Consider the following 22999-nt stretch of genomic DNA (forward strand, 5'->3'; position numbering starts at 1 on the left):
CTCGCCGTCTCGCTTGGTTCGGTAAACTCTGCCGGCGGGACATCCATCGACTGGTCGTGAAAGGTGCTGATGCAGATTGCAAATATCCCCGGTGCGAACCTGGTAGCCGAAGCCCTTGCGGATTCGTCGCCGTTCGATGATCCCGTGTTCGACGTCATGCCTATGGGTGTGTGCGTGCTCGACGCCAATGGCGCCGTGCTGCGCTACAACCGAATGGCCGATCAGCTGTGCGGCGGTGTGTTAGCCAGTCATGGCCGTCTGCGGATAGTCCGAAGCGATGGCGAGCTGATATCCCTTGCCGATACCCCGTTGGGTCACACGATCCGCACGGGACGCGCCGCTCAGGACGTCGCGCTGCTGATCGAGCGTCCCGATGGCATTCCGGCGGCCGCACTGGCCAATATCGAAGCGCTGCGCAACGACGCCGGGCAGATCACCGGCGCAGTCGTCTGCTTTCAGGCGACTACACCTGCGCGGCAATCAAGTGCTGACCGGCGGCGTAACGTCGATTGGTTGAGCGCGATGGTGAACCACACGCCCGAGTGCGTGAAGGTGGTTGATCGCGACGGGACGCTAGTCCAGATGAACCCCGCTGGCCTGCAGATGCTGGCAGCAAATGCTCCAGAGGACGTAGAGGGTGGCTGCGTATTCGAGCTCGTTGCGTCTGAGCACCGCGCGTCTTGGCAGGAGCAACACCTGCGCGTTTGCGACGGCGAGAAACTCAGCTGGGAATTCGACATCATCAATCTCGCCGGGGAACGACGGCACATGGAAACCCACGCGGTGCCCATGACGATGCCAGACGGCAGCAACGGATCCAGCGGCGGTTACGTGCAACTGGCAATTACCCGCGACATCACCGAACGCAAGCAGTTGGAGGCCGCTAACCGAGAAGCAGAACAGCGCTTGCGCGATCTTTTGGAAGCCTTGCCCACAGCCGTTTACACCACCGATGCGAATGGCAAGGTCAGCTATTTCAACCAGGCTTGTGTCGAGCTGGCCGGGCGTGTACCGGTGATCGGTAGCGATGAGTGGTGCGTGACCTGGCGGTTGTATTGGCCAGACGGCACACCGATGGGTCACGAGGATTGCCCGATGGCGGTGGCGGTCACCGAAAACAGCGCGATCCAGGGGGCCGAAGCGATAGCCGAGCGCCCTGACGGAACCCGCGTGCCGTTTCTCGCCTATCCCGCGCCACTGCGCAATGGCGCGGGCGAGCTGATTGGTGCGGTCAACATGCTGGTCGATATCACCGAGCGAAAGGTCGCCGAAGACCATCGCCAGCTGTTGCTCAATGAGCTCAATCATCGAGTCAAGAACACGCTCGCGACGGTGCAGTCGATTGCTGCGCAGAGCTTTCGTCGAGACGCCAGCAACCAGGGCTATCACTGGTTTGAAGGGCGGCTGATTGCGCTATCAAAGGCGCACGACGTGTTGTCTCGGGAGAACTGGCAAGCCGCTGACCTGCGTGAGGTGATTGAACAGGCTATCGCGCCGTTTCGGGTCGATGGCCGCCAGCGTTTTATCAGCGAGGGGCCGGCGCAGCGGTTGCGGCCCAAGCAGGCACTGGCGCTGGCCATGGCACTGCATGAGCTGTGTACCAACGCGGCCAAATATGGGGCCTTGTCCAGCGATTCGGGCCAGGTTCGCATTGTCTGGAAGCTGTCACAGTCAGATCAGACAGCCACTTTGCAGTTGCACTGGGAAGAGGTCGGCGGGCCGATCGTTTCACCGCCCGTGCGAAAAGGCTTCGGGTCGCGCCTGCTCGAGCGCGGTCTGGCCGGTGAACTGAACGCTGAAGTACGTCTCGCTTTTCCCAGTGGTGGCGTTGTCTGCGATATCGAGGTGCCATTGCAATGAGCGGACTGTGTTCAAGAGTACTGGTCATCGAGGATGAGGCGCTGGTCGGGATGCTGCTGGAAGACATGCTGCAGGATATCGGCTGTGAGCATGTGGAGCTGGTGCCGCGGTTTGCCGAAGGCATGCAGGCTGCCGAGAACGGTGATTTCGATCTGGCGGTGCTGGACGTCAATCTGGACGGGGTAAGTAGCTTTCCGATTGCCGATCGACTGATTGGGCGCAACATTCCGCTGGTATTCGCGACCGGCTATGGCTCGGTCGGAATGGACCCGCGCTACGCGCACATTCCGACGCTGCAAAAACCTTTCTTCTTCAGTGACCTCGAGCAAATCGTGCGCCGGGCCCTGGCTGCTGAATGAACTGGCCTGCTGCTGCGGAATGAGGCGGCTGCAGGCCCTGGGGGTTATGGCCCCTGCGTAACAATCGCCGAATTGCCCGTGCCGTCCTGCCTGATGGTCGCGTCGTACTGCTGCACGTTGTCCCACGCACCGGTCTGCAGGAGCGAAGCGTAATTCTCCGTACCGGTCTGCTCGACTGTGCCGCTGCTGTAATAGCCCATCTGAACCACATCGATCTCGTTGGCCGTCCCGTTCTGGTCGATGACGAGACTACTGCCATCGAAGCTCTGCTCGATGTCGACCCGGTTGTCGTTACCCGTAGAGCGACCGTCCACTGTCGTCGAGCGTCCGCCTTGCTCTGCGGTCAGCACGTTGCCGGTGCCATCTTGAGTGAAAGAGAACGAAGAGAAGCCACCAGACTCCACGACATCGGCGACGTTGTCCGTGCCGATTTGCACCAGCGTTACATCACCGGACGAATAGCGTCCTCCAGAACGCTGGTCGAGGGTTGCCTCATTACCTATGCCGTTCTGGCTGATCGACGCGTATGCCCCATAGGGGAAACCATCCTGGGTGAGCCTGATGACGTTGGCTGTACCGCTCTGCTCGGTATCGGCAGCGGCGCCGCCGGTCTGTTCGATGTAGGCCGTATTGCCGTCACCGTTCTGAACGCCGGTGTAGCTTTTCCCTAAACGGCCAACCTGGAACACCTCGGTGGCGTTGCCCTGGCCGTTCTGGGTAACCGTGGCGGCGTTGCCGGCACCGTCGGGTTGTTCGATATAAGCCAAGTTGCTGATCCCCGCCTGGGAGATGGCTACCGACTGGCCTGTGCCTATCGAGGATTGAAGAACCGTGGCCAGGTTGTATTCCCCGTCCTGGCTGATCGCCACGTTACCGTTAACGCCACTCTGATCGGTGATGGAGATGTTGCCGCTGCCGGCCTGTTCGCTGTCAGCTGTCATCCCGGCGCCGCGTTGGTCGGTGTAAACGACGTTGCCTGTACCGCTCTGGCGCTGGGAGATACTGCTGTCTTCGCCTCGCTGGGTGATATCGGCGTAGTTGTCGGACCCCGCCTGGTCCTGGGTTGATTCATTGACCGCGTAGGCGTGGTTGATGAGCAGTACGGAAATGGCGGCTGCCAGAATTGTTCTTGTGGCTTGCATGTCAGAGTCCTTCCGGTGCGGAAGCCTGAGTTCTATTCATCAGGTTTGCCGCTGTGTATCCACCGGAAAGCCTATCTGGCATGGATGGAGGATTAATCCGGCCACCGTCGCTCTGTATTAGACGCAGTCACTGAGTCTCAGGCGGGGATTGCCACCATTGTGCTTTGTACCGATTTGAAATAAAGAACCCGTAGGGCTGTGTGGCAAGGGGCCGCGTCTGCTTAGGTCCGTGGCCAGGCGGCCAGCAGTTGCTGGGTGAACAATGCCTGTTGCGACTTGAGGCTGAACAATTCTGGCGAGAACAACCAGCTGTGGGTGATGCCCATGAGGCTCGCATAGAGAAACAGCGCACGGCTGTGTGACTTGGCTGGGGCAGGGCTGTTGCCGGAGTCTGCCGCTTCGATCAGCTGCTCCAGCAGCTTGACGATGTCGCGTGTCAGTTTGCGCTCACGCTTGAGCGTATCGGCCATCTGCTCGGTGAACTCGGTCTTGTTCAACAAGATCTCGAACGACTGCCGGTGCCAGCGATCTTCAAGCAACAGGCGGAACCACTCGCTGATGAAGTGTTCTAGCGCCGACCGCGGCTGATCCGCCATGCCCAGGCTCTGCGAGATCAACCGCTCCAGCGGCTGCTGGGAAAATCCCAGAACCGCCTGAAACAGCTCGTCCTTGTTCTTGAAGTGCCAGTAGATTGGCCCACGGCTGAAACCCGCTTCATCAGCGATCATCGCCAGCGTTGTATTGGAATAACCGTTCTTGCTGAACAGCTCCAGCGCGGCGGCGATGATCTTCAGGCGGGTTTGCTCGGCGTCTTCTTTCGTACGGCGCATGGGCTCGATCGTCGGGGATGAGGGAAGGGCGAGGGTGTTCTAGCTTCCAGCGTTGGACCGGAAGCTAGAAGCCAGACGCTTTCTACAGCTTTCCATCCGCCGCCATTTGCATGTAGGTGGTATCGAAGCGCAGTTTGACGTTGCTCTCGGAGCCGAGCAACTTGTCGCCCGGCATGGCGATGCCGACAAAATCAACCGAGTCGGCGCCGTCGCCCAGCAGGCCGTGATCGAAAGAGAACTGACGAACGCTGTCCATCGCCTGATAAGCCTCATCGCTCTGAATGAAGGCCAACGAATCGGCCGGCGTCCAGAACATCTTCATGCCCTTGAGCTGGCTTTCGTAACCGGCTTGATCGGTGCCCGATGCCTGACCAAGGGCCGCACGTGCCTTCGCCCCTTCCTCGGTATCGCTTTCAAGAATGCCCATCACCTCGTACCAGGCGCCGACCAGCGCTTTGCCGAAGTCCGGGTTGTCAGCCAGCGTTTCGCTGTTGACGATGGTCAGGTCCTTGATGTGACCGGGAATATTGCTGGAGTCGAAGGCCTTGTGCGCATCGGGCATGGCGGCGACTTCATCCAGCAGCGGATTCCAGGTCACCACGTTGCGCACGTCGTCGGTGCTGAAGGCGGCGACCAGGTCGGCATCCGAGGTGTTCACCACCTGCACGTCGCGCTCGCTCATCCCCACGCTGTCCAGCGCCTGAGCCAGCAGGTAGTGCGAGACCGACAGTTCGACCAGATGGATCTGCTGGTCCTTGAGGCTTTTCAGATCAGCACTGCCCTTCATCACCAGCCCATCGTTGCCGTTGGAGTAGTCGCCAACGATCAGTGCTGTGGTATCGACGCCGCCCGCAGCCGGGATCGAAAGCGCATCCATGCTGGTGGCGACCACGCCGTCGAACTGGCCCGCGGTGTACTGGTTGATGGATTCAACGTAGTCGTTGATCTGGGTGATGTTGACTTCTATCCCGTACTTGTCGGCCCACTTTTTCATGATTCCCGACTCGTCGGCGTACTGCCAGGGCATCCAGCCGGCGTAGATGGTCCAGGCGATATCGAAGCTTTTCTTTTCTTCAGCCTGGGCGGCGAATGGCGAAAGCGCAGCGAAGATGACGGCGCCGGCACAGAGTGCTCGCTTGAAAGTATTGGCTTGCATGGTGAATCTCCTTGTCATCTGCTCAGAAGAATTTCAGGTAGCGCTGGATTTCCCAGTCGGAAACATGGGTGTGGTAGGCATTCCATTCGTCGCGTTTGTAGTCGACGAAGGCCTGGTACATGGCATCGCCGAACACCTGGCGCGACAGCGGGTCGGCCTCGAAGGCGTCGATGGCTTCAGACAGCGTGCGCGGCAGGGTTTCGATGCCCATGTCCGCGACGTCTTTTTCGCTGTAGTCGTACATGTTTTCGCGGTGCGGCTGGCCCGGTTCGAGCTTTTCGCGGATGCCTTCAAGGCCGGCGGCGAGGATCATCGCGGCGCCGAGATAAGGGTTGCAGCCGATGTCCGCGGCGCGGCATTCGACCCGGGCGCCCTGAGACGGAATGCGCAGCATGTTGGTGCGGTTGTTGTTGCCGTAGCAGACAAACACCGGTGCCCAGGTCGAGCCGGACATGGCGCCCTTGCGGATCAGGCGCTTGTAGCTGTTAACCGTTGGCGCGATCACCGCGCAGATGGCCTTGGCGTGTTTCAACACGCCGGCGATGAAGTGGTAGGCGAGCGGGGTGACACCGCAACCATGGGGATCGTCGCCGTCTACTTCGAACAGGTTCTTGCCCGACGCCAGGTCGGCCAGGGACATGTTGTAGTGCGCGCCGCTGCCGGTGCGCTGCGCTGAGGGTTTGGGCATGAAGGTGGCGAAGGCGCCGTGCTTGCGGGCGATCTCGTTGGCCATCATGCGGAAGAACACGAAGCGGTCGGCCATGGTGAGCGCGTCCGAATACTTGAAGTCGGTTTCGAACTGGCCGTTGGCGTCTTCATGGTCGAAGGAATAGACGCCCCAGCCCATCTCGTTCATGGCTTCGACCAGCTCATCGATGACCGGCAGGTTGTCCATCAGCAGGCGTGGGTCGTAGCAGGGCTTGGCCGCGGTGTCGCGATCGCTGAGCGGGGCGAAACCGCCGTCCGGCGTGTCCTTGTAAAGGAAGAATTCGGTTTCGATGCCCAGGTTGAAGCTGTAGCCCATCTCGGCCGCTGCTTCGGTCTGGCGCTTGAGAATGCCGCGTGAGCAGGCGTCGAAGGGCTTGCCATCCAGGTACAGGTCGCTGGCAAACCAGGCCAGGCTGCGGTTCCAGCTGCATTGGGTGGCGCTGGCCGGGTCGGGCATAGCGGCCACTTCGTTATCACTGATCTGCTGTGGTACGCCGTCGAGCGCAGCGCCGGTATAGAGCTCGGAACCGCGCAGCATCTGGCCCAGATGAGCCAGTGGCACGAACTTGCCCTTGATTACCCCGTGCATGTCCACGTAGCTGGCCATGGCGTACTTGACGCCCTTGTCCTGCAGGCCTTGTTTGAGTTCGTCGATCTGGGAAAGCGGAAAGGTCGTCATGGTGAAAATCCCTTGCTGAATTCGGGCCAGCGTCATGCGCTGTGGCACGAATCCTTCATCCAATATACATGCCAGTGTGTATAGATACGGTTCGGCGAAGCCCGCAAAGGTCGTCGCCAATGTGCCTCAGGAGGCATGCAAGTGATTGAAGTTGAACGACTAAAGCAATACGCAGAGTTGGGCGATCTAGTGCTCGACAGTGGCCAGACTTTGCAAAAAGCGCAGTTGTGCTATCAGGTTGTGGGTTCGCCAAATGCCCAGAAAGACAACATCGTGCTGGTTCCCAGCTACTACGGTGGCTCGCATTGGGGCAGTCTGCCCCTGCTTGGTGCAGGGAGCCCCCTGGCCGGTGGTGACTACTGTGTGGTGCTGACCAATCTGTTCGGTGCCGGCTGGTCTAGCTCTCCCAGCAATGCCGCCGCAGGGCAGCAGGGCGCGGACTTTCCCCGCATCACGCTGACTGACAACGTGCGGGCTCAACGCATGCTGCTCGACCAGCTGTTCGGGCTGTCCTGGCGGTTGCGGCTGGTGACGGGCTGGTCCATGGGCGGGATGCAGGCGCTTTACTGGGCATTGGTGTTCCCTGAAAAGGTGCAACGCATCCTGCCGTTTTGTTGCACGGCGCGATGCTGGCCGCACAACTTCGTCTTCCTCGAAGGTGTGAAGGCGGCGTTGCAGGCTGACCCGGCCTGGCTGGGCGGGCGCTATACCCAAGCACCCGAACGCGGCCTGCGAGCCTTCGGTCGCGCCTATGCCGGTTGGGCATACTCGCAGGCGTTCTTTCGCAACGAACAGTGGCGTGAACTGGGTTTCACCAGTCTCGACGCCTTGCTCGACTACTGGGAGCTAGACCATCTGGAACAGGATGCCAATGATCTGCTGTGCGTGCTGGCTACCTGGCAGTCGGCTGATCCGTCGGTGCTGGCCGGCGCGAGCAGCCTGAAGGGCGCGCTGGCCCGCCTCTCGGCGCGGGCGATCATCATGCCGAGCAGCACCGACCTTTACTTCACTGTCGAGGACGCGCGCCACGAAGCCTCGCTGATGCCCAACGCCGAACTGCGCGTGCTGGAGTCGGACTGGGGCCATTGCGCGGGCGGGCCGGGGCGCAGCCCAGAGGCCATGGCGCAGGTCTTCTCTGCCATGCACGAACTGCTCGCGTCCTGACCAAAAAGTCTTTTCCGGACTGGCACGTTTCTCGCTAATAGCTATTGGCCAGCGCTGCCAGGTGCTGTGCATACCGCTGCCGCTGCCGACTTCTTCCATGGGACACCTATGCCGAAAGATTCCATCGATATTCTCTGGGTAGTGCTCTGCGCCGGGCTGGTGTTCAACATGCAGATCGGCTTTCTGTGCCTGGAGGCCGGTCTGACGCGCAGCAAGAACGCTATCAATGTTGCAACCAAGAACATGGCCGACCTGTGCATCGCCTTGCTGTTGTATTGGTTGTTCGGCTTTGCGCTGATGTTCGGCACCAGCCAGGACGGCCTGATGGGCTCGGGTCTGTTCATGCTCGACTTCGCCATCGACGACAGCTGGCCGATGGCGTTTTTCCTGTTCCAGGCCATGTTCTGCACAACCGCCGCCACCATCGTCTCCGGCGCAGCGGCCGAGCGCATGCGTTTCAATGCTTATCTGATCGTTGCTGCACTTTCGGCTGGTTTGATCTACCCGTTGTTCGGCCATTGGGCCTGGGGTGGTGCCCTGCGTGAGGGTCAGGGTTGGCTGGCGCAGCAAGGCTTTGTCGACTTTGCCGGTTCCACCGTGGTGCACGGGGTCGGTGGCTGGATCGCGCTGGCAACGGTCATGGTTATCGGCCCTCGCGCGGGACGCTTCGATAGCAAGTGGCTGCGGCAGAACATGCCGGGGTCGAACCTGCCGCTGGCGATGCTGGGCGGCTTGCTGCTGCTGTTCGGCTGGTTCGGTTTCAATGGCGGCAGCACCCTGAGCTTTGACGGGCGTGTGCCGGGGATCGTCGTGAATACCGTAGTGGCAGGCATGGCCGGGATGGCCTTGTCGATGTTGCTGTCGCAGTGGCGCCACGGCTACATCGAGCCTGTCGCGTTACTTAACGGCATGCTGGCAGGTTTGGTGGCCATTACCGCCAGCGCGCATGCGGTCGGTATTGCGGATTCCCTGCTGATTGGTGCGGGCGGAGGCCTGGCCATGTGGCTGTCGGACCGGCTATTGGTGCGATTTGGCATCGACGATGCCGTCGGCGCGGTACCGGTGCATCTGGCGGCTGGCTTGTGGGGCACCGTTGCGGTGGCGCTGTTCGCTGACCCGATACTGCTCGGCACTGGCCTGGGTCGCCTCGATCAGCTGATGGTTCAGCTGCAGGGCGTATTGGTGTGTGCGGTCTGGGCCTTTGGCGTGACCTATCTGCTGTTGCGAGTGATCAATCGTTATTACCCGATGCGGGTGGACCCCGATGACGAGCGGGTGGGGCTGAACGTCAGCGAGCATGGCGCACGCACCGAACTGATCGAGCTGCTGGACGCCATGGCCGAGCATCAGCGGCAAGGGCAGTTCCAGCGCGAAGTGGAGGTGGAACCCTTCACCGAGGTAGGCCAGATCGCGGAGCAATACAACAAGGTAATTCGCGCTCTGGAAGATGCCGTGGCGAAGACGCAGACCATCGTGCGGGATATCCGCGACGGCATCGTCACTTATGGACGAGACGGCATCCTGACCAGCTGCAACCCGGGTGCCGAGCGGCTGTTCGGCTTGCCGGCCGAGCAGATCATCGGGCAGCCCTTTCAACATTTTGTCTTAGGCAGCAACGCGTCGCTGTTGCCGGAGGCCGGCGGCGAGATGAAAGCTGAAATGATGTTGCACGGCAAAGACGGTGAGTTGTTCGCCGCAGAGCTGACCGCCAGCCAGGGTGCTCGCCCGGATGACGCGTTTGTCTGCATGGTGCGAGACATCACCGAACGCCGGCAGGTCGAAGAGCAGCTGTTTGCAGAGAAAATGCTCGCTCAAGTCACCCTGGCATCCATTGGCGATGGTGTGATCACCACCGACAGGCTCGGGCGTGTGCGCTATCTCAACCCCAGTGCAGAGCGCCTCATCGGTTGGAGCCAGGCCGCCGCACAGGGGCTGGTGCTTGATGAGGTGTATCAGCTTTTCGACGAAGCCACCGGTGCGCGACTGCCCAACGCCGCAAGCCTCGGTTTGCGTCGCAGAAGCGACCGTCAGGATCGTACCGAACGGCCGCCGGGCTTTCTGCAACGGCCAGATGGCACGCGACTGGCGGTGCAGGATGCAGTGGCGCCCATCCGCGATGCAGAAGGAGCAATCATCGGTGCGGTGCTGACCTTTCGTGATGTCACGGTTACTCACCAGTTGGCCCGCAAGCTGACCTTCCAGGCCAACCACGACAACCTCACCGGGCTGATGAATCGCTCTGCGTTCGAACGTCGAATCGAATCGCTCTTGCGTGAATACAGCGTTGGTGAACATGTTCTCTGCTATATGGATCTGGATCAGTTCAAGGTGGTCAACGATACCTGTGGCCACGCAGCCGGTGACGAGCTGCTGCGCCAACTGGGCCAGTTACTGAAAGGCCGCGTGCGTGGCAGTGATCTGCTGGCGCGGCTGGGCGGCGATGAATTCGGCATCCTGTTCAACGACTGCTCGTTGCAGCAGGCGGTGCGGATAGCCGAAGACATACGCCACGCGGTAGACGAGTTTCGCTTCAGTTGGGACGGCAAGAGCTTTGCGGTTGGCGCCAGCATTGGCCTGGTAGCCATTGATGAACACGTCAAAACCCTGGGGCCTTTGCTGGGCGCCGCTGACAGCGCCTGCTATGCGGCCAAGGACGGCGGTCGCAACCGCGTGCATGTATATCAGGCGGACGATCAACAATTGATGGAACGCCGTGGCGAGATGCAATGGACGCAGCGGCTCAGGCAAGCGCTGGATGGCGACCTGTTGCGGCTGTTCGTCCAGCCCATCGTGCGTGCCGCAGGCGACGACGGTTCGCAGCGTTATGAAGTGCTGGTACGCATGCAGGGCGAGGATGGCAGCATCATTCCGCCCGGAGCGTTCATGCCAGCGGCCGAGCGCTACGACCTGGCGCCAGCGGTGGACCGCTGGGTCGTGGGTAATTTTCTGGCATGGGTTGGCGATCTGCGTCGTCGCCCCGGGGCGTCGCTCGGGCATTATTCGATCAACCTGTCGGCAACCTCGCTGGGGGAGGAGAGCTTTCTCGAATTCGTCCTGTCAGCCATCGAGCGTCACCGGATCCCCCCCAATTGCCTGTGTTTCGAAATCACCGAAACCGCAGCAATCGCCAACCTTAGCCGCGCGATGACTTTCATGAAGGGGCTCAAGGCGGTCGGCTGCAGCTTCGCGCTGGATGACTTCGGCTCCGGTTTGTCGTCCTTTGGCTATCTGAAGACCTTGCCAGTGGACTATCTGAAGATCGATGGCAGTTTCGTGCGGGACATTGACCAGGACCCGATTGCGCGAGCCATGGTGGCTTCGATCAACAACATCGGCCACGAAATGGGGCTGAGCACGGTGGCAGAGTTCGTCGAGTCAGCGGCCATTCTCGAGTGCCTGCAGGAGATCGGCGTCGACTACGTGCAGGGCTATCACCTGGGCCGACCGGGGCCGCTGTCCGAACTGTCCGGGGTGCGGATGATGCCGCGCTGAAGCCGCGTCGGCTGCCGTGGCGACACACATCGCCGTTTGTGGCGCTGCTCGCTTCCGATTGTTTTCGTAGTGATCGGTCGGAAGTCTGGCTGTTGTCGCATGGCTGTCTGATTGCGACGGCGTCTTTGCAGACATTCGTAATGCCGGAGCATTTCGCAGAGCCAACGCCTTCAAAATCGTGCGCCGTGTCTCAAAACGGAGCGTCGCGTTCCCAGCCTCGTTCAGAATGCTCAGTAACGGTGCGGACTGCGCTGATCCATAGCCCAATGTCATCGTAATCAGTGGGGCTATACCGCGTGGCGCGTAGTTTGCACTGCTGTTGGGCAGGTTTCTGTTCGAGGGCTCCGCATGGACCGCGTTTTTTACGATGAGATGTACGATGCGCAGGGCAAATGCCGCTCGCACTACCAAGCGTTCTCGACCTGGCTTTCCGATACGCCACCCGATCTGCTCGCGCAAAGGCGGCGCGAGGCGGACCTCCTGTTTCACCGTGCCGGGATCACCTTCACCCTTTATGGAGATGACCAAGGCACCGAGCGTCTTCTGCCGTTCGACACCATTCCTCGCTCGATCCCTATGAGCGAGTGGCGAGTCGTGGAGCGGGGCTGCATTCAGCGGGTGCAGGCGCTCAACATGTTTCTTGCCGATCTTTACCGAGACCAGCGCATCATCAAGGCGGGACTGGTTCCAGCAGAGCAGGTCCTGGCCAACGAAGGTTATCAGCCGGCCATGCAGGGCCTGGATTTGCACCGCAACCTCTATGCACACATCGCAGGCGTCGACCTCGTTCGAGACGGTGACGGGACCTACTACGTACTGGAAGACAATCTGCGCACACCAAGCGGCGTCAGCTACATGCTGGAAGATCGCAAGATGATGATGCGGCTGTTTCCTGAGCTGTTTTCAGCCCAGCGCATCGCTCCGATCAACCATTATCCCAACCTGCTGTTGGAGACACTGAAGAACGCCAGTCCTCTGGATAACCCGTGTGTAGTGGTGATGACGCCGGGCCGCTATAACAGTGCGTATTTCGAGCATGCCTTTCTTGCCCGCGAGATGGGTGTGGAGCTGGTCGAAGGTGCGGACATGTTTGTTCGTGATGAATGCCTGTACATGCGCACCACCTCCGGAGCTCGCAAAGTCGATGTCATTTACCGTCGCCTCGACGATGCGTACATGGATCCGCTGGCCTTCAATCCCGACTCCTCACTGGGCGTGCCGGGTCTGCTGTCGGCCTATCGGGCGGGCAATCTGGTCCTGGCCAATGCCATCGGAACCGGCGTTGCCGATGACAAGTCGGTGTATCCATTCGTGCCCGACATGATTCGCTTCTATCTGGATGAGGAGCCGATTCTGGCCAACGTGCCGACCTGGCAATGCCGAAAGCCGGCCGATCTCTCTCATGTACTGGCCAACCTGAAGGATCTTGTCGTCAAGGAAACACAGGGGTCTGGCGGTTACGGCATGCTGGTCGGACCGGCCGCGAGCGCGGCCGAGATCGAGATGTTTCGTGCCCGCATCAAGGTCAATCCCAGCGCCTATATCGCTCAGCCGACCCTCTGCCTGTCGACGTGCCCAACGTTCGTGGAAAACGGCATCGCGCCTCGGCACATCGACCTGCGTCCGTTCGTCTTGAGCGGTCGCGAGACACGGTTGGTCCCTGGCGGCCTGACACGCGTGGCGCTACGGGAGGGATCGCTGGTCGTCAATTCGTCTCAGGGTGGCGGCACCAAGGACACCTGGATCGTGGAGGACTGCTGATGCTCAGTCGAACGGCTGCCGATCTGTATTGGATGTCTCGTTATTTGGAGCGTGCCGAGAACATGGCGCGCATGTTGGAGGTCAGCTACTCGCTTTCATTGATGCCGCAAGATGGCCGCGGCGATGGCCTCGACGAACTGGCCATGCCGCTGTTGATCACCGGTACGCTGGATCACTATCGGGAGCAGCAGGGTGCACTGAACGTCGACCGGATGCTGCATTTCTTTGCGCTCGACGAGAGTAATCCCGCCAGCCTCTTCAATTGCCTGCGCTTGGCGCGTAGCAACGCCCACGCTGTGCGCGGGCGCATCACGTCTGACATGTGGGAGAACATCAATGCGGCCTGGCTGGAAATGCCTGGCATCGCGGAGCAAGGCCTCGGGCGATACGGTATCAACCGCTTTTGCGAATGGGTAAAGGAGCGCTCGCATCTGTTCAGAGGCGCTACCGTGGGCACCATCATGCGCAGCGACGCCTACCGGTTCATCCGTCTCGGTACCTTCATCGAGCGGGCCGATAACACGCTGCGCTTGCTGGACGCCCGGCACGAATTGCTTGGCGAAGAAAGCGAAAACCTCGACGACAGGTCCGCTCGCGCTTACTACCAGTGGAGCGCCTTGTTGCGTGCGCTCTCATCATTCGAAGCGTTCGCCGAGATCTATCGCGGCTCGCCACGCACGGCAAAGGTTTCCGAGTTGCTGCTGTTGAGGGCTGATGTGCCGCGTTCGCTGCGGTCCTGTCTGGTCGAACTGCAACTGATTCTGGCGAGTCTGCCGGGAGATAACGGTCGGCCCGCCCAACGCCTGGCCTCCGAGCTGGAAGCCGGCTTGCGTTACACCTCTATCGATGAAGTGCTGGATACCGGTCTGCATGACTGGATCACGGCCTATATCGACCAGATCGGGCGACTGGGCAGCGCGATTCATTCTTCTTATCTGGAGGCCGCATGAAACTATCCATCAGCCATGACACCAGCTATCGCTACCAGGATCAGGTGCGCGCAAGTATTCAGTACCTGCGGCTGACACCTCAGCAGAGCCAACGGCAGCACGTCTTCAATTGGCAGCTTGAGTTGCCCAGACCCGTGCGTGCACAACGTGATCCCTACGGAAACGTCTTGCATGTGCTGACGCTCGATGAGCCGCATGACGAATTGGTCATCCGTGCGCAGGGGCAAGTGGAAATCGACGAGTCCTGTGAGTGTGAGGCTGAAGAGGGATCGCCACTGCCTTTCTTGCGATCGAGCCCCCTGACCCAGGCCGACGGCGCCCTCAAAGACTTCGCCCATAGCCAGTGCGGTGCGCGTCGCGATCGAGAGGCGCTGAGTGGATTGATGAACGCACTGGCCGACCACATGATCTACACGCCTGGCTCCACACAGGTGGAAAGCACCGCTGCCCAGGCATTTGCCGGCGGTGCAGGTGTCTGCCAGGACCACAGTCATGCATTCATCGCTTGTAGTCGTTCGCTGGGCATTCCTGCACGCTATGTGTCTGGGTATTTGCTGACCGACGACAGCGGCCATCTCGCCAGTCACGCATGGGTTGAGGCGTGGTTCGAGGGGCAGTGGTACAGCTTTGACGTCTCCAATCGACTGATCCGCCCCGACCGCCATCTGAAATTGGCAGTCGGGCTGGATTATCTTGATGCCTGTCCAGTACGGGGCATGCGCCGCGGCGGCGGAAGCGAATCGATGCATGCACACGTACAGGTGATGCCTATGCAAATGGCAGCGCAGTAGCGACCGGGTCATTTACCGGCGCTCACTGAGGCTATTTATCAGCGCCCCCTATACGGCCAGCCTTTACTTAACGAGCCAGAAAAGCATGACCTATTGTGTAGCCATGAACCTGGCAGACGGACTGGTGTTCGTTTCGGATTCGAGAACTAACGCGGGCGTTGATCACATCGCGACGTTTCGCAAGCTCTATCGATTTGGGGTCCCCGGCGAGCGGATGATCGTGCTGCAAACGGCCGGCAACCTGGCAACATCGCAGGCAGTAGTCAGTTTGCTGCGCCATCGACTGACGGGTGAGGGCATTCATCTGAACAACGTGCCGACCATGTTCGCTGCGGCTCGGCTGGTGGGTGAAACCATGCGGGAGGTCGTCGCACACGACAGCGCTCCAAGCACAGGCCCGGAAATCGACATGAGCAGCTCGTTCCTGATTGGCGGACAAATCGCTGGTGAAGAACCCGAGCTATACAACCTGTATCCGCAAGGAAACTTCATCTGCGCGACGACTGACACGCCTTATTTCCAGATCGGTGAAAGCAAGTACGGAAAGCCGATTCTGGACCGCGCCCTCAGCCACACCACCACGCTGGATCAGGCGATGCGCTGTGCGCTCATTTCCTTCGACTCAACCATCCGCAGCAATTTATCGGTCGGAATGCCCTTGGACCTGATGGTCTACCGCAAGGACAGCCTGGAGCTTCCTGAAGGCCACCGGATTACCGAGGATGATCCGTATTTTCTGGAGATCCGTGAGCAATGGTGCAGCACTCTGCGACGCTTGCTTGAAGAGTTGCCGCCAGCGCCGGCTTTTTATCTCGACTGAAGGGCTTGGCTTTCAATCACGATGGCGCACAGGGTGCGCCTGGATGTAGAACTTTGCGGCCCCGCTGTCTTTCTCTCAAAAGCGGGGGCGTACTGGTCTATGGGCATGCCCGCTGAACGGGACTCCGCTTAACCCGCGATGGCCGTCAGTTTCGCCAGCTGGTCGAGGTCGGTCTGCATGCCTGAGGTTTCGCGAATCCGCCCAAGAATCTCGCGCTTGAGGGCGGTGAATTCAGGCGAGAGCTTCATGTCCTGATGGCGCTGTGCGGGCAGCGGGACGTCATAGATCGAATCGATGCGCCCCGGCCGCGGCGCCATCAGCACCACACGGCCGCCCAGGTAGATGGCTTCCTCGACGTCATGGGTGACGAACAGAATCGTGGTCTTCTCCAGCCTGTGAACATGGCGGATCAGGTCATGCATCACCTCGCGGGTCTGTGCATCCAACGCGCCAAAAGGCTCATCCATCAGCAAGGTCGCGGGCTTGGGCATCAAGGCCCGGGCGATGGCCACACGCTGCTGCATGCCGCCGGAGAGCTGGCTTGGAAAGGCCTCGGCGAAGTTGGTCAGGCCCATCAAGCTGAGCAACGCATCGCCTCGGCCGGCCGCTGTTTCCACATCGCCATCGCCACGCACGGTGTCAGAGATGACCTTGAGCTGACGGCAGAACTTGATGTTCTTCATCACCGTCAGCCAGGGGTAGAGGCTGTAGTGCTGGAACACCATGGCGCGGTCGACCCCCGGGCCGCCCACCGGCTTACCGTCGAGCAGGATTTCTCCACGGCTGAGTGTTTCCAGCCCGGCGATGATGCGCAGCAGCGTGGACTTGCCGCAGCCCGATGCGCCGACAAAGGTAATGAATTCGTTTGGCTGGATCTCCAGGTTGACAGCCTGCAGCGCCTCGACCTCGCGCGTCTCGCTAACGAAAGTCTTGCCCACCTGCTGAATGCGGATCTTGGCGTCGCTCATGCTTGTTTTCTCCATGGGAAGGCCCGGCGTGACAGCCAGCGGAAGCCCTGGTCAGTGAGCAGGCCGATGATGCCGATCAGCAGAATCCCGGCGAAGATCTTGTCGGTGTGCATGTAGCGCTGTGCCTTGAGGATGGCGTAGCCGAGGCCCGAATTGGCGGCCACCAGCTCGGCGACGACCAGGTAGGTCCAGGCCCAGCCGCAGGTGATGCGCAGGGTATCGAGAATGGCCGGACGCGCCGACGGTAGGATCACCAGCTTGACGATCTCGCCCCGGTTGGCGCCCATGGTCTGCGCCGCCTCGATCTGCGTCATAGGTACACGGCGCACGTCTTCGGCCACCATCAAGACCATCTGGAAGAAGGTGCCGATAAAGATGATCAGCACCTTCGAACCCTCGTCGATGCCGACCCAGAGCATCACCAGCGGAATGAAGGCGACCGCCGGCATGTAGCGGATAAAGTCGGTCAGTGGCTCGAGAAAAGCCTGCACCGGGCGATAGGTGCCGATGTACAGCCCCAGCGGCAGCGCGAGCAGAGCCGATGCGCCGAAGCCAGCCATCACCCGCCAGACGCTGATGCCTATGTCGGTTAACAAACCTTCGCTGGTCCACCAGCGGCCCAGGCGTTCGAGCACGGCACCGGGGCTGGGCATGAACATCGGGTCCGCCAGCCCCAGAGCGGTATAGGCCCACCAGAGCACGAAGGGCGCAATCAGGCCTGCGGCTGCCAGTGCCCAGACCGTGGTTTTCGGCAGATCGCCTCGGATGCGCCACCAGCGCGCTCGGCGTGGCTTGGCCGGGACCGTGTGCGGCGTGCTGGCGGGCTGCCTTTCCGCCGCCGTGGGTCGATCCAGAGCGGAGTCCGCGGTTAGGGATAAATGCGCCGTCATGCGACTACCTCTTGAACGGTCGGTAAATGCGGATTCGCTACGCTGACCCAGCCCAGCGCTGGCGGAAACTGGCCAATGCGGGCCAAATCCTCTTCGGGAATCCCGGCCGGTTGGCTGAAATTCCAATAGCTCGGCAGCAGGCTGTCACCGACACGTCCGGGCAGGGTTGAGTGGCTGATCATCCAGGGCGTCGCACCGTTGCGTTGGCGGCCGAAGGAAATTTCGCAGGCCAGCAGTTCGAGCCGTTTTGCCGGCGCGGCGCGGGCGACCTGATCGCGCAGGCGACTGCCATCTGCGTCCAGGGCCAAGGGCCGGTCGGCGGCGAACATGAAGTAGTCTCCGGCGACCAGCAGACAGGCCTGTCGCTCCAGCTCATCGGCCGAGCGCAGCCACAGGCCCCAATTGGTCCCTGCCGATTCGGGAACGCGCTGCCACACCTCGTGATAGCGGCCGTCCAGGCCGTCTTCAAGCAACTGATCCGCACCTTCGAAACGCATACGGCCGATGTCCGGTGCAGCGCCTGGTGGCTGGTAATCGATCAGACGCTGCCATTGGCAGATGTCACCCTCCACCAGGGTCAGCCCGGCAAAGCCGCCTTGCTCGCACAGGTCGAGCTGTTGCGCCTGCGAACAGGTAGCCAGGGACGCGGAGGCGGTGGGCGGGTGAGGGATGCGTATGTCGGCGTGCAGTTGGGCGGTCTGCAGCCAGTAGACATCGCTGGTTTCATCGCGGCGCCCGTCGGTCGTGGTCAACAGACGGCGTCGCCACACGCCCAGATAAGATTCGGGAACACTGTTCATGCGTGGTACTCCGGGAAGCATTTGAGGGTTCGCCAGAAGGCCATGTCGTGGTTCGGCCACAACTCAGCCTTGGCTTCGGCGGCCAATCCCTTGAGCTTGCGAATGCTGTCCAGCGCCAGGTCTTCTCTGTCTTGCCAGCAGAGACCGGGCGCGATTTCATCGGTGAGGTTTTCCTGCAGGTCGGCCGCGTCGCCGGTCAGAATCACCGGCTTGCCGTGCGGCAGTTCGACCATCAATGACATGTGGCCGGCGGTGTGCCCAGGCGTGTTGATCGCCTGCACACCCGGCACCAGCTGATATTCCTCGCGCTGCAATTTCCAGCGCTGCTGGTCGACGATGGTGTCGGAGAAGTCGTCCGCAAAGTAGGCATCGTCGGCCTCGGCCAGCGCGGCCTCCAGTTCGGCCTCGTGCACGTGCACATCACAACCGCATAGCTCGCACAGCCCACCGGCGTGGTCGAAGTGTAGGTGGCTGAGAAACACCAGGTCGATGTCGGCTGGTGTCAGCCCGTGCCGGGCCAGATGTGCCGGCAGGCGCTGTTCCTCGGTCATCTGCGGCGGGCCCATGGGGAACTCCACCGGGTCGTACCACCGAGCTCTGAGCTCCGGATCGCTGAGCTTGGCGTAGTCGCAGCCGACGTCGAAAAGGATGCGGCCCTGCCGGGTCTCGATCAGAAACGCCAGGATCGGCGCCTCGATCTGGACACCCTGGCCCCGATTGCGGGTCGAGATGGACTTGTCGTAGCGATGGGTCGCGGTGAGCAGCGGCCAGAGTTTGAGCACATCGGTCATGCGGGCATCTCCAGCAGAGAAATGAGCGCATCACTGGTGATGACTTCACCGAACAGCCCACCCTCGACGCCAATCATTGACAGCGCGGCGGCATGCAGCGGGGGGTAGGCCGAGCCGCAAGCATCGGCCACCGTCAGGCAGGAGAAGCCGAGGTCCACCGCGTGCCGCAGGGTCGATGACACGCAGACTTCAGTAGTCACGCCCGTCAGGATCAACTGACGAATACCGCGATTGCGCAGCAGCAATTCCAGGTCGGTGTGGGCGAAGGCGCTGTAGCCGGGTTTGTCGATCACCGGCTCACCCGGCTCGGGTTGCAGTTCATCGATCAGGTCATTGCCGTATTCGCCACGAACCATCAGGCGACCCATGGGGCCAGGCGTGCCGATGGGTGCGCCGCTGGCTTGGGCGCGCCGCCGCTTGGTCTCGGGCAGGTCACTGAGGTCGGCCCGATGGCCTTCGCGGGTGTGCGCGATGAACAGGCCGCAACGGCGTGCGGCGACCAGCAACTGGCGGATCGGCTCGATGGGCGCTCGCAGCCGCTCGATGTCCAGTCCGGCTTGATCGGCATAGCCGCCCGGTGCGCAGAAATCACGCTGCATATCGATTACCAGCAGCGCGGTATGCGCCAATGCCGGATTCACAGGAGATTCTCCAGAGCAAACTCTCCGCGCACAGCGGCAGCAATACCGCCCACGATGTCGTCGGCCATGCGCTGACCTTTTGCTGCCGTCGAACCCTTGGCCGAAGACAGCACGCCAGACGGCGGCACCCACTCGGTGCGGGGCGGGTACATGTCATAGGGTGGAAAGTCGGCGGGGGCTTCGTCCGGGATGCGCTCCAGCGCCACCAGGCTGGGGTAGTAATGCAGCATCAGCGAGGTTTCGATGACAGCGGCGTGCTCCAGGGCGAAGCCTGGAAAACCGTCTGGAAACACATCGGCCAGGGTGTCTTCACGACAGAAGTCCCAGTGCTCCAGGCGCATGACCTCGAGTCCGGCATCCGGTCCCAGATCACGTAGCGCCAGTTGAATGCCTTCGCCAACGAACCACTGGTTTTCGTAATGGCCAACCACCAGCACCAATCGCTTCACGCCGTGCCGATGGAATTCGCGCACGGCGTCGCGCACCAGGGCGCTGAGCGTGGCGCCATCAAGGCTGGTGGTGCCGCAGAAGTGCTGGCCGCCACCGCATTTGGCCTGTGATTTGTAGCCGTAGGACAGCGCTGGCGCGACCAGCCCACCGACACGTTGCGCCACATCGGCGCAGATCGCGCTGGCAAGCAGTGCATCGGTGCCCAGTGGCAGGTGCGGGCCGTGTTGTTCGGTGGCACCGCAAGGGAGGAAGAGCACGGAGCCGTCACGAACGCGGTGTTCGTACTCGACCCAGCTCAGTTGATCCATGTGCACGCTGTTCATAGCGAAGGACTCCGAATCACGGTCAGGGCCGGGCGTTCTGGCCAGCTGGCGGTCAGTGCGGCAATCATGACAAGGGCTGCACCCAGCCATTCATGTGTGCCGATGGCCTGGTTGCCGAGCCAGGCGGAAGAGAGCACGGCGGCCACCAGTTCGAAGACCACCAGCACCGCCGCGCGCCCGGCCTCGATGTGACTGACGCCGTATTGCACCGCAGCCATGCTCAGCAGCCAGCCCAGCGCCATCAAACCGATCTGCCAGCTCAGCGTGAGGCTTAGCGGTGGCGGGTATTCACCAAGCACAGGGCAGAGCACAACGGCAATCAGTGCACTGCCCAGGAACGGCGCCAACGTCTTGCTCGCCAGTGGCACCTGATCGGCCGCGCGCGTGGCCAGATTGTTCAGGCTGAAACCAAGGCCAGCGGCGAGTGCGAGCCAGTCGCTGCCGCTCAGTGGGTGGGTCAGTGCGCTGCTGATATTCAGTGTCAAGGCAATGCCGAGCATGGCCAGCAGCAGGGCACCGATACGCAGCGGCGTCAGGCGTTCGCCCAGCAGCAGCCAGCCACCCAGTACGCCCCAGACCGGTGCGAGATAGAACAGCAGCATGACCCGCACCACCTCACCGATGGCCAGCGCCGTGACCAGCGCAGCGGTCGCACCGCCTCCACAGACGGCGATGGCCAGCAAACCGTTGCGCTGCGGCATCCACGCACGGCGCTCGAACCACAGCACTGGAATGGCGAAGAGGCTGAGCAAGCCATAGACCAGCAGTACCAGCGGCATGCCGACCAGCCCGACGCTGGCGAAATGGTGCAGGGGCAGCCAGCCGAGGCCCCAGGCGACTGCGCCGGTGACCAGTAAGATCTGCGGGAGCAGGGTCATCACGCGCCCATCCAGGAGCCGCCATTGGGCCCGAGTGTTTGCCCGGTGAAGTAGCTGGCCTGAGGCGAGAGCAGAAAAACAATGACGGCCGCGACCTCGTCCGGCGTGCCGAGCCGGGCCATGGGTATGTCGAGTTCCTTGGCCATCCACTCGCGACTCATGTGCTCTGGCGAAACCATGGCCGTGGCGATGGGACCCGGCGCGACGGCGTTCACACGGATTCCGCTGGCGGAGAATTCGCGGGCCAGTGAGCGCGTCAGGCCGATCACGGCGGCCTTGGCGGTGCAATACGCGGCGTAATCGCTGCGGCCAAGAAAACCGAGGTCCGAGGCCACATTGACGATGGCCCCGCAGCCGCGCGGTTGCATATGGCGCAGTGCGTGCTGGCAGCAGTGGTAGACGCCATGCAGGTCGACGCCGAGCACCTGCGCCCAGTCCTGTTCAGTGGTGTCGAGAAAAGGTTTTTCCAGGATGATCCCGGCATTGTTGACCAGCAGATCCAGCGGCCCGTCGGCGAGGATCTGTTCAAACATCCCTGCAACGGCGGCTGGCGAGCAGACATCAGCCTCGGCATGGCACGCCTGGCCGCCGCGCGATTCGACTTCTGCGCACAATCCCTCCGCCAGTTCGTGCTGGCCGAGGTGATTGATCCAGACCCGCGCGCCGGCTCTTGCCAGGCCCACGGCGGTTGCACGACCAATGCCGGTCGCCGCGCCGGTGACCAGAGCCACCTTGCCCTCCAGTGGCAGACGATCCATCAATGCATGACCTCACCGTGGCTGACCGACAGCGCCTGGCCGGTCAGCGCCGCGGCCAGCGGCGAGCCGAGAAACAGAAAAGTGCCGGACAGGTCCGCTGGAGTCAGCAATTCCGGAATGGCCTGCGCCGCCAGCACGGCGACCAGTTCTTCAGTCTCGCTGCGGCCATTTTCCGCTGCCATGATGCGCAGCGAGCGCATCGCGGCATCGGTGCCTATCCAGCCAGGGCAGACGGCATTGACGCGGATGCGCCGAGGCCCCAGTTCCCACGCCAAGGAGCGGGTCAGGCCGATCACTGCATGCTTGCTTGCCGCATAGGCGGAAAAGCCCGGCACGCCTTTCAAGCCCCAGATCGAAGCCTGGTTGATCACGCTGGCACCGGCGCGCAGCCGAGGCAGCAGCGCCCGGGTCAGGCGCTGCATGGACGACACGTTGTTATCCAGTAGCTGCGCCCAGCAAGCGTCAGCTTCGGCAGTGGGTTCGGTAATGGGTGTCTGGTACTCGACACCGGCATTGTTCACCAGCACCTCGACCGAGCGGTTGCGGCAGGCGAGGTCGTCAGCGAAGAGCTGCACCGCCCGCCAATCGCCGAGCTCAAGCGTGGTGGCATGCAGCGGGCCCTCCGGCTGCAAACTTTCGACCAGTTCGGCGAGGGCGTCCGGGTCGCGGTCTACCAGTTCCAGCGTGGCGCCGGCCTCGGCGTAGGTCTTGGCCAGCTGCCGACCAATGCCGCCAGCAGCCCCGGTGAGTACGACACAACGTCCGCGATAATCGAGTGCTTTATGCAT

21 protein-coding genes are annotated in these 22999 nt (G+C 61.6%); 8 read left to right on the forward strand and 13 right to left on the reverse strand.

All coding sequences use genetic code 11. The features are described from left to right. Positions 1–69: 69 nt before the first annotated feature. Together CXK96_RS03435 and CXK96_RS03440 are read left to right on the forward strand one after the other, a co-directional pair. A complete protein-coding gene (locus CXK96_RS03435; protein ID WP_102835109.1) occupies positions 70–1860 on the forward strand; it encodes a PAS domain-containing protein in 1791 nt (596 codons plus the stop codon). Next, on the forward strand, positions 1857–2219 hold the full coding sequence (locus CXK96_RS03440) for a response regulator (protein ID WP_102835110.1): 363 nt from the start codon (positions 1857–1859) through the stop codon (positions 2217–2219). The genes CXK96_RS03435 and CXK96_RS03440 overlap by 4 nt, the downstream gene beginning before the upstream one ends. A 44-nt stretch (positions 2220–2263) precedes the next feature. Here the strand turns inward: CXK96_RS03440 and CXK96_RS03445 are convergent, their stop codons facing one another. From CXK96_RS03445 to glnT, 4 genes are all read right to left on the reverse strand, one after another. After that, a complete protein-coding gene (locus CXK96_RS03445) occupies positions 2264–3361 on the reverse strand; it encodes a hypothetical protein (protein WP_102835111.1) in 1098 nt (365 codons plus the stop codon). 221 nt (positions 3362–3582) lie between these two features. Continuing rightward, the gene (locus CXK96_RS03450) at positions 3583–4191 is read right to left on the reverse strand and encodes a TetR family transcriptional regulator (RefSeq protein WP_102835112.1); all 609 of its coding nucleotides are present in this window, start codon (positions 4189–4191) and stop codon (positions 3583–3585) included. Positions 4192–4273: 82 nt separating this feature from the next. Then, positions 4274–5347, reverse strand: a complete 1074-nt coding sequence (locus CXK96_RS03455; protein ID WP_102835113.1) for a putative urea ABC transporter substrate-binding protein — start codon at positions 5345–5347, stop codon at positions 4274–4276. A gap of 22 nt (positions 5348–5369) precedes the next feature. After that, positions 5370–6734: a type III glutamate--ammonia ligase gene (glnT, locus tag CXK96_RS03460; protein WP_102835491.1), complete on the reverse strand. Its 1365-nt coding sequence runs from the start codon at positions 6732–6734 to the stop codon at positions 5370–5372. A 141-nt stretch (positions 6735–6875) separates the two neighbouring features. Between glnT and CXK96_RS03465 the strand changes: the two genes are divergently transcribed. The 6 genes from CXK96_RS03465 (at position 6876) to CXK96_RS03490 (ending at position 15712) form a co-directional block, all read left to right on the forward strand. After that, positions 6876–7898, forward strand: coding sequence for an alpha/beta fold hydrolase (locus CXK96_RS03465; protein ID WP_102835492.1), 1023 nt, complete (start codon positions 6876–6878; stop codon positions 7896–7898). A 108-nt stretch (positions 7899–8006) separates the two neighbouring features. Further along, positions 8007–11390: an ammonium transporter gene (gene amt / locus CXK96_RS03470; protein ID WP_102835114.1), complete on the forward strand. Its 3384-nt coding sequence runs from the start codon at positions 8007–8009 to the stop codon at positions 11388–11390. 348 nt (positions 11391–11738) lie between these two features. Further along, complete coding sequence (locus tag CXK96_RS03475; protein WP_102835115.1) at positions 11739–13151, forward strand: circularly permuted type 2 ATP-grasp protein; 1413 nt, start codon at positions 11739–11741, stop codon at positions 13149–13151. Then, complete coding sequence (locus CXK96_RS03480) at positions 13151–14101, forward strand: alpha-E domain-containing protein (RefSeq protein ID WP_102835116.1); 951 nt, start codon at positions 13151–13153, stop codon at positions 14099–14101. The genes CXK96_RS03475 and CXK96_RS03480 overlap by 1 nt, the downstream gene beginning before the upstream one ends. Then, positions 14098–14892, forward strand: a complete 795-nt coding sequence (locus tag CXK96_RS03485; protein ID WP_102835117.1) for a transglutaminase family protein — start codon at positions 14098–14100, stop codon at positions 14890–14892. Before CXK96_RS03480 ends, CXK96_RS03485 begins: the two co-directional genes overlap by 4 nt. 85 nt (positions 14893–14977) lie before the next feature. After that, positions 14978–15712 carry a proteasome-type protease gene (locus CXK96_RS03490; RefSeq protein ID WP_102835118.1) on the forward strand — a complete coding sequence of 245 codons (735 nt, stop codon included), beginning with the start codon at positions 14978–14980 and terminating at the stop codon, positions 15710–15712. Positions 15713–15840: 128 nt separating this feature from the next. On the opposite strand, the gene CXK96_RS03495 is transcribed toward CXK96_RS03490, so the two are convergent. From CXK96_RS03495 to CXK96_RS03535, 9 genes are read right to left on the reverse strand one after another with little or no spacing between them, the layout of a single operon-like run. After that, positions 15841–16680 (reverse strand): ABC transporter ATP-binding protein, encoded by an 840-nt coding sequence (locus CXK96_RS03495; RefSeq protein WP_102835119.1) that lies wholly within the window; start codon positions 16678–16680, stop codon positions 15841–15843. Then, positions 16677–17570, reverse strand: a complete 894-nt coding sequence (locus CXK96_RS03500; protein WP_102835120.1) for an ABC transporter permease — start codon at positions 17568–17570, stop codon at positions 16677–16679. Before CXK96_RS03500 ends, CXK96_RS03495 begins: the two co-directional genes overlap by 4 nt. Next, positions 17567–18370 (reverse strand): hypothetical protein, encoded by an 804-nt coding sequence (locus CXK96_RS03505; protein WP_102835121.1) that lies wholly within the window; start codon positions 18368–18370, stop codon positions 17567–17569. Before CXK96_RS03505 ends, CXK96_RS03500 begins: the two co-directional genes overlap by 4 nt. Beyond that, entirely contained in the window at positions 18367–19161 is a 795-nt protein-coding gene (locus CXK96_RS03510; protein WP_102835122.1) for an N-acyl homoserine lactonase family protein, read from the reverse strand. Before CXK96_RS03510 ends, CXK96_RS03505 begins: the two co-directional genes overlap by 4 nt. Continuing rightward, positions 19158–19802 (reverse strand): cysteine hydrolase family protein, encoded by a 645-nt coding sequence (locus tag CXK96_RS03515; protein WP_256061634.1) that lies wholly within the window; start codon positions 19800–19802, stop codon positions 19158–19160. Before CXK96_RS03515 ends, CXK96_RS03510 begins: the two co-directional genes overlap by 4 nt. Continuing rightward, on the reverse strand, positions 19799–20575 hold the full coding sequence (locus CXK96_RS03520) for a creatininase (protein ID WP_102835123.1): 777 nt from the start codon (positions 20573–20575) through the stop codon (positions 19799–19801). Before CXK96_RS03520 ends, CXK96_RS03515 begins: the two co-directional genes overlap by 4 nt. Then, a complete protein-coding gene (locus CXK96_RS03525; protein WP_256061639.1) occupies positions 20572–21453 on the reverse strand; it encodes a DMT family transporter in 882 nt (293 codons plus the stop codon). Before CXK96_RS03525 ends, CXK96_RS03520 begins: the two co-directional genes overlap by 4 nt. Next, complete coding sequence (locus tag CXK96_RS03530) at positions 21453–22211, reverse strand: SDR family NAD(P)-dependent oxidoreductase (protein WP_102835125.1); 759 nt, start codon at positions 22209–22211, stop codon at positions 21453–21455. Before CXK96_RS03530 ends, CXK96_RS03525 begins: the two co-directional genes overlap by 1 nt. Then, entirely contained in the window at positions 22211–22999 is a 789-nt protein-coding gene (locus CXK96_RS03535) for an SDR family NAD(P)-dependent oxidoreductase (protein WP_102835126.1), read from the reverse strand. The genes CXK96_RS03530 and CXK96_RS03535 overlap by 1 nt, the downstream gene beginning before the upstream one ends.

The organism is Stutzerimonas stutzeri (assembly GCF_002890895.1).
GTDB classification, from domain to species: Bacteria; Pseudomonadota; Gammaproteobacteria; order Pseudomonadales; family Pseudomonadaceae; genus Stutzerimonas; species Stutzerimonas stutzeri_AB.

Bases quoted from the DNA above. Each gene is read 5' to 3' on its own strand.
- CXK96_RS03435 (WP_102835109.1), top strand. From the start codon at position 70: ATGCAGATTGCAAATATCCCCGGTGCGAACCTGGTAGCCGAAGCCCTT.
- CXK96_RS03440 (WP_102835110.1), top strand. From the start codon at position 1,857: ATGAGCGGACTGTGTTCAAGAGTACTGGTCATCGAGGATGAGGCGCTG.
- CXK96_RS03445 (WP_102835111.1), bottom strand. From the start codon at position 3,361: ATGCAAGCCACAAGAACAATTCTGGCAGCCGCCATTTCCGTACTGCTC.
- CXK96_RS03450 (WP_102835112.1), bottom strand. From the start codon at position 4,191: ATGCGCCGTACGAAAGAAGACGCCGAGCAAACCCGCCTGAAGATCATC.
- CXK96_RS03455 (WP_102835113.1), bottom strand. From the start codon at position 5,347: ATGCAAGCCAATACTTTCAAGCGAGCACTCTGTGCCGGCGCCGTCATC.
- glnT (WP_102835491.1), bottom strand. From the start codon at position 6,734: ATGACGACCTTTCCGCTTTCCCAGATCGACGAACTCAAACAAGGCCTG.
- amt (WP_102835114.1), top strand. From the start codon at position 8,007: ATGCCGAAAGATTCCATCGATATTCTCTGGGTAGTGCTCTGCGCCGGG.
- CXK96_RS03475 (WP_102835115.1), top strand. From the start codon at position 11,739: ATGGACCGCGTTTTTTACGATGAGATGTACGATGCGCAGGGCAAATGC.
- CXK96_RS03480 (WP_102835116.1), top strand. From the start codon at position 13,151: ATGCTCAGTCGAACGGCTGCCGATCTGTATTGGATGTCTCGTTATTTG.
- CXK96_RS03485 (WP_102835117.1), top strand. From the start codon at position 14,098: ATGAAACTATCCATCAGCCATGACACCAGCTATCGCTACCAGGATCAG.
- CXK96_RS03490 (WP_102835118.1), top strand. From the start codon at position 14,978: ATGACCTATTGTGTAGCCATGAACCTGGCAGACGGACTGGTGTTCGTT.
- CXK96_RS03495 (WP_102835119.1), bottom strand. From the start codon at position 16,680: ATGAGCGACGCCAAGATCCGCATTCAGCAGGTGGGCAAGACTTTCGTT.
- CXK96_RS03500 (WP_102835120.1), bottom strand. From the start codon at position 17,570: ATGACGGCGCATTTATCCCTAACCGCGGACTCCGCTCTGGATCGACCC.
- CXK96_RS03505 (WP_102835121.1), bottom strand. From the start codon at position 18,370: ATGAACAGTGTTCCCGAATCTTATCTGGGCGTGTGGCGACGCCGTCTG.
- CXK96_RS03510 (WP_102835122.1), bottom strand. From the start codon at position 19,161: ATGACCGATGTGCTCAAACTCTGGCCGCTGCTCACCGCGACCCATCGC.
- CXK96_RS03520 (WP_102835123.1), bottom strand. From the start codon at position 20,575: ATGAACAGCGTGCACATGGATCAACTGAGCTGGGTCGAGTACGAACAC.
- CXK96_RS03525 (WP_256061639.1), bottom strand. From the start codon at position 21,453: ATGACCCTGCTCCCGCAGATCTTACTGGTCACCGGCGCAGTCGCCTGG.
- CXK96_RS03530 (WP_102835125.1), bottom strand. From the start codon at position 22,211: ATGGATCGTCTGCCACTGGAGGGCAAGGTGGCTCTGGTCACCGGCGCG.
- CXK96_RS03535 (WP_102835126.1), bottom strand. From the start codon at position 22,999: ATGCATAAAGCACTCGATTATCGCGGACGTTGTGTCGTACTCACCGGG.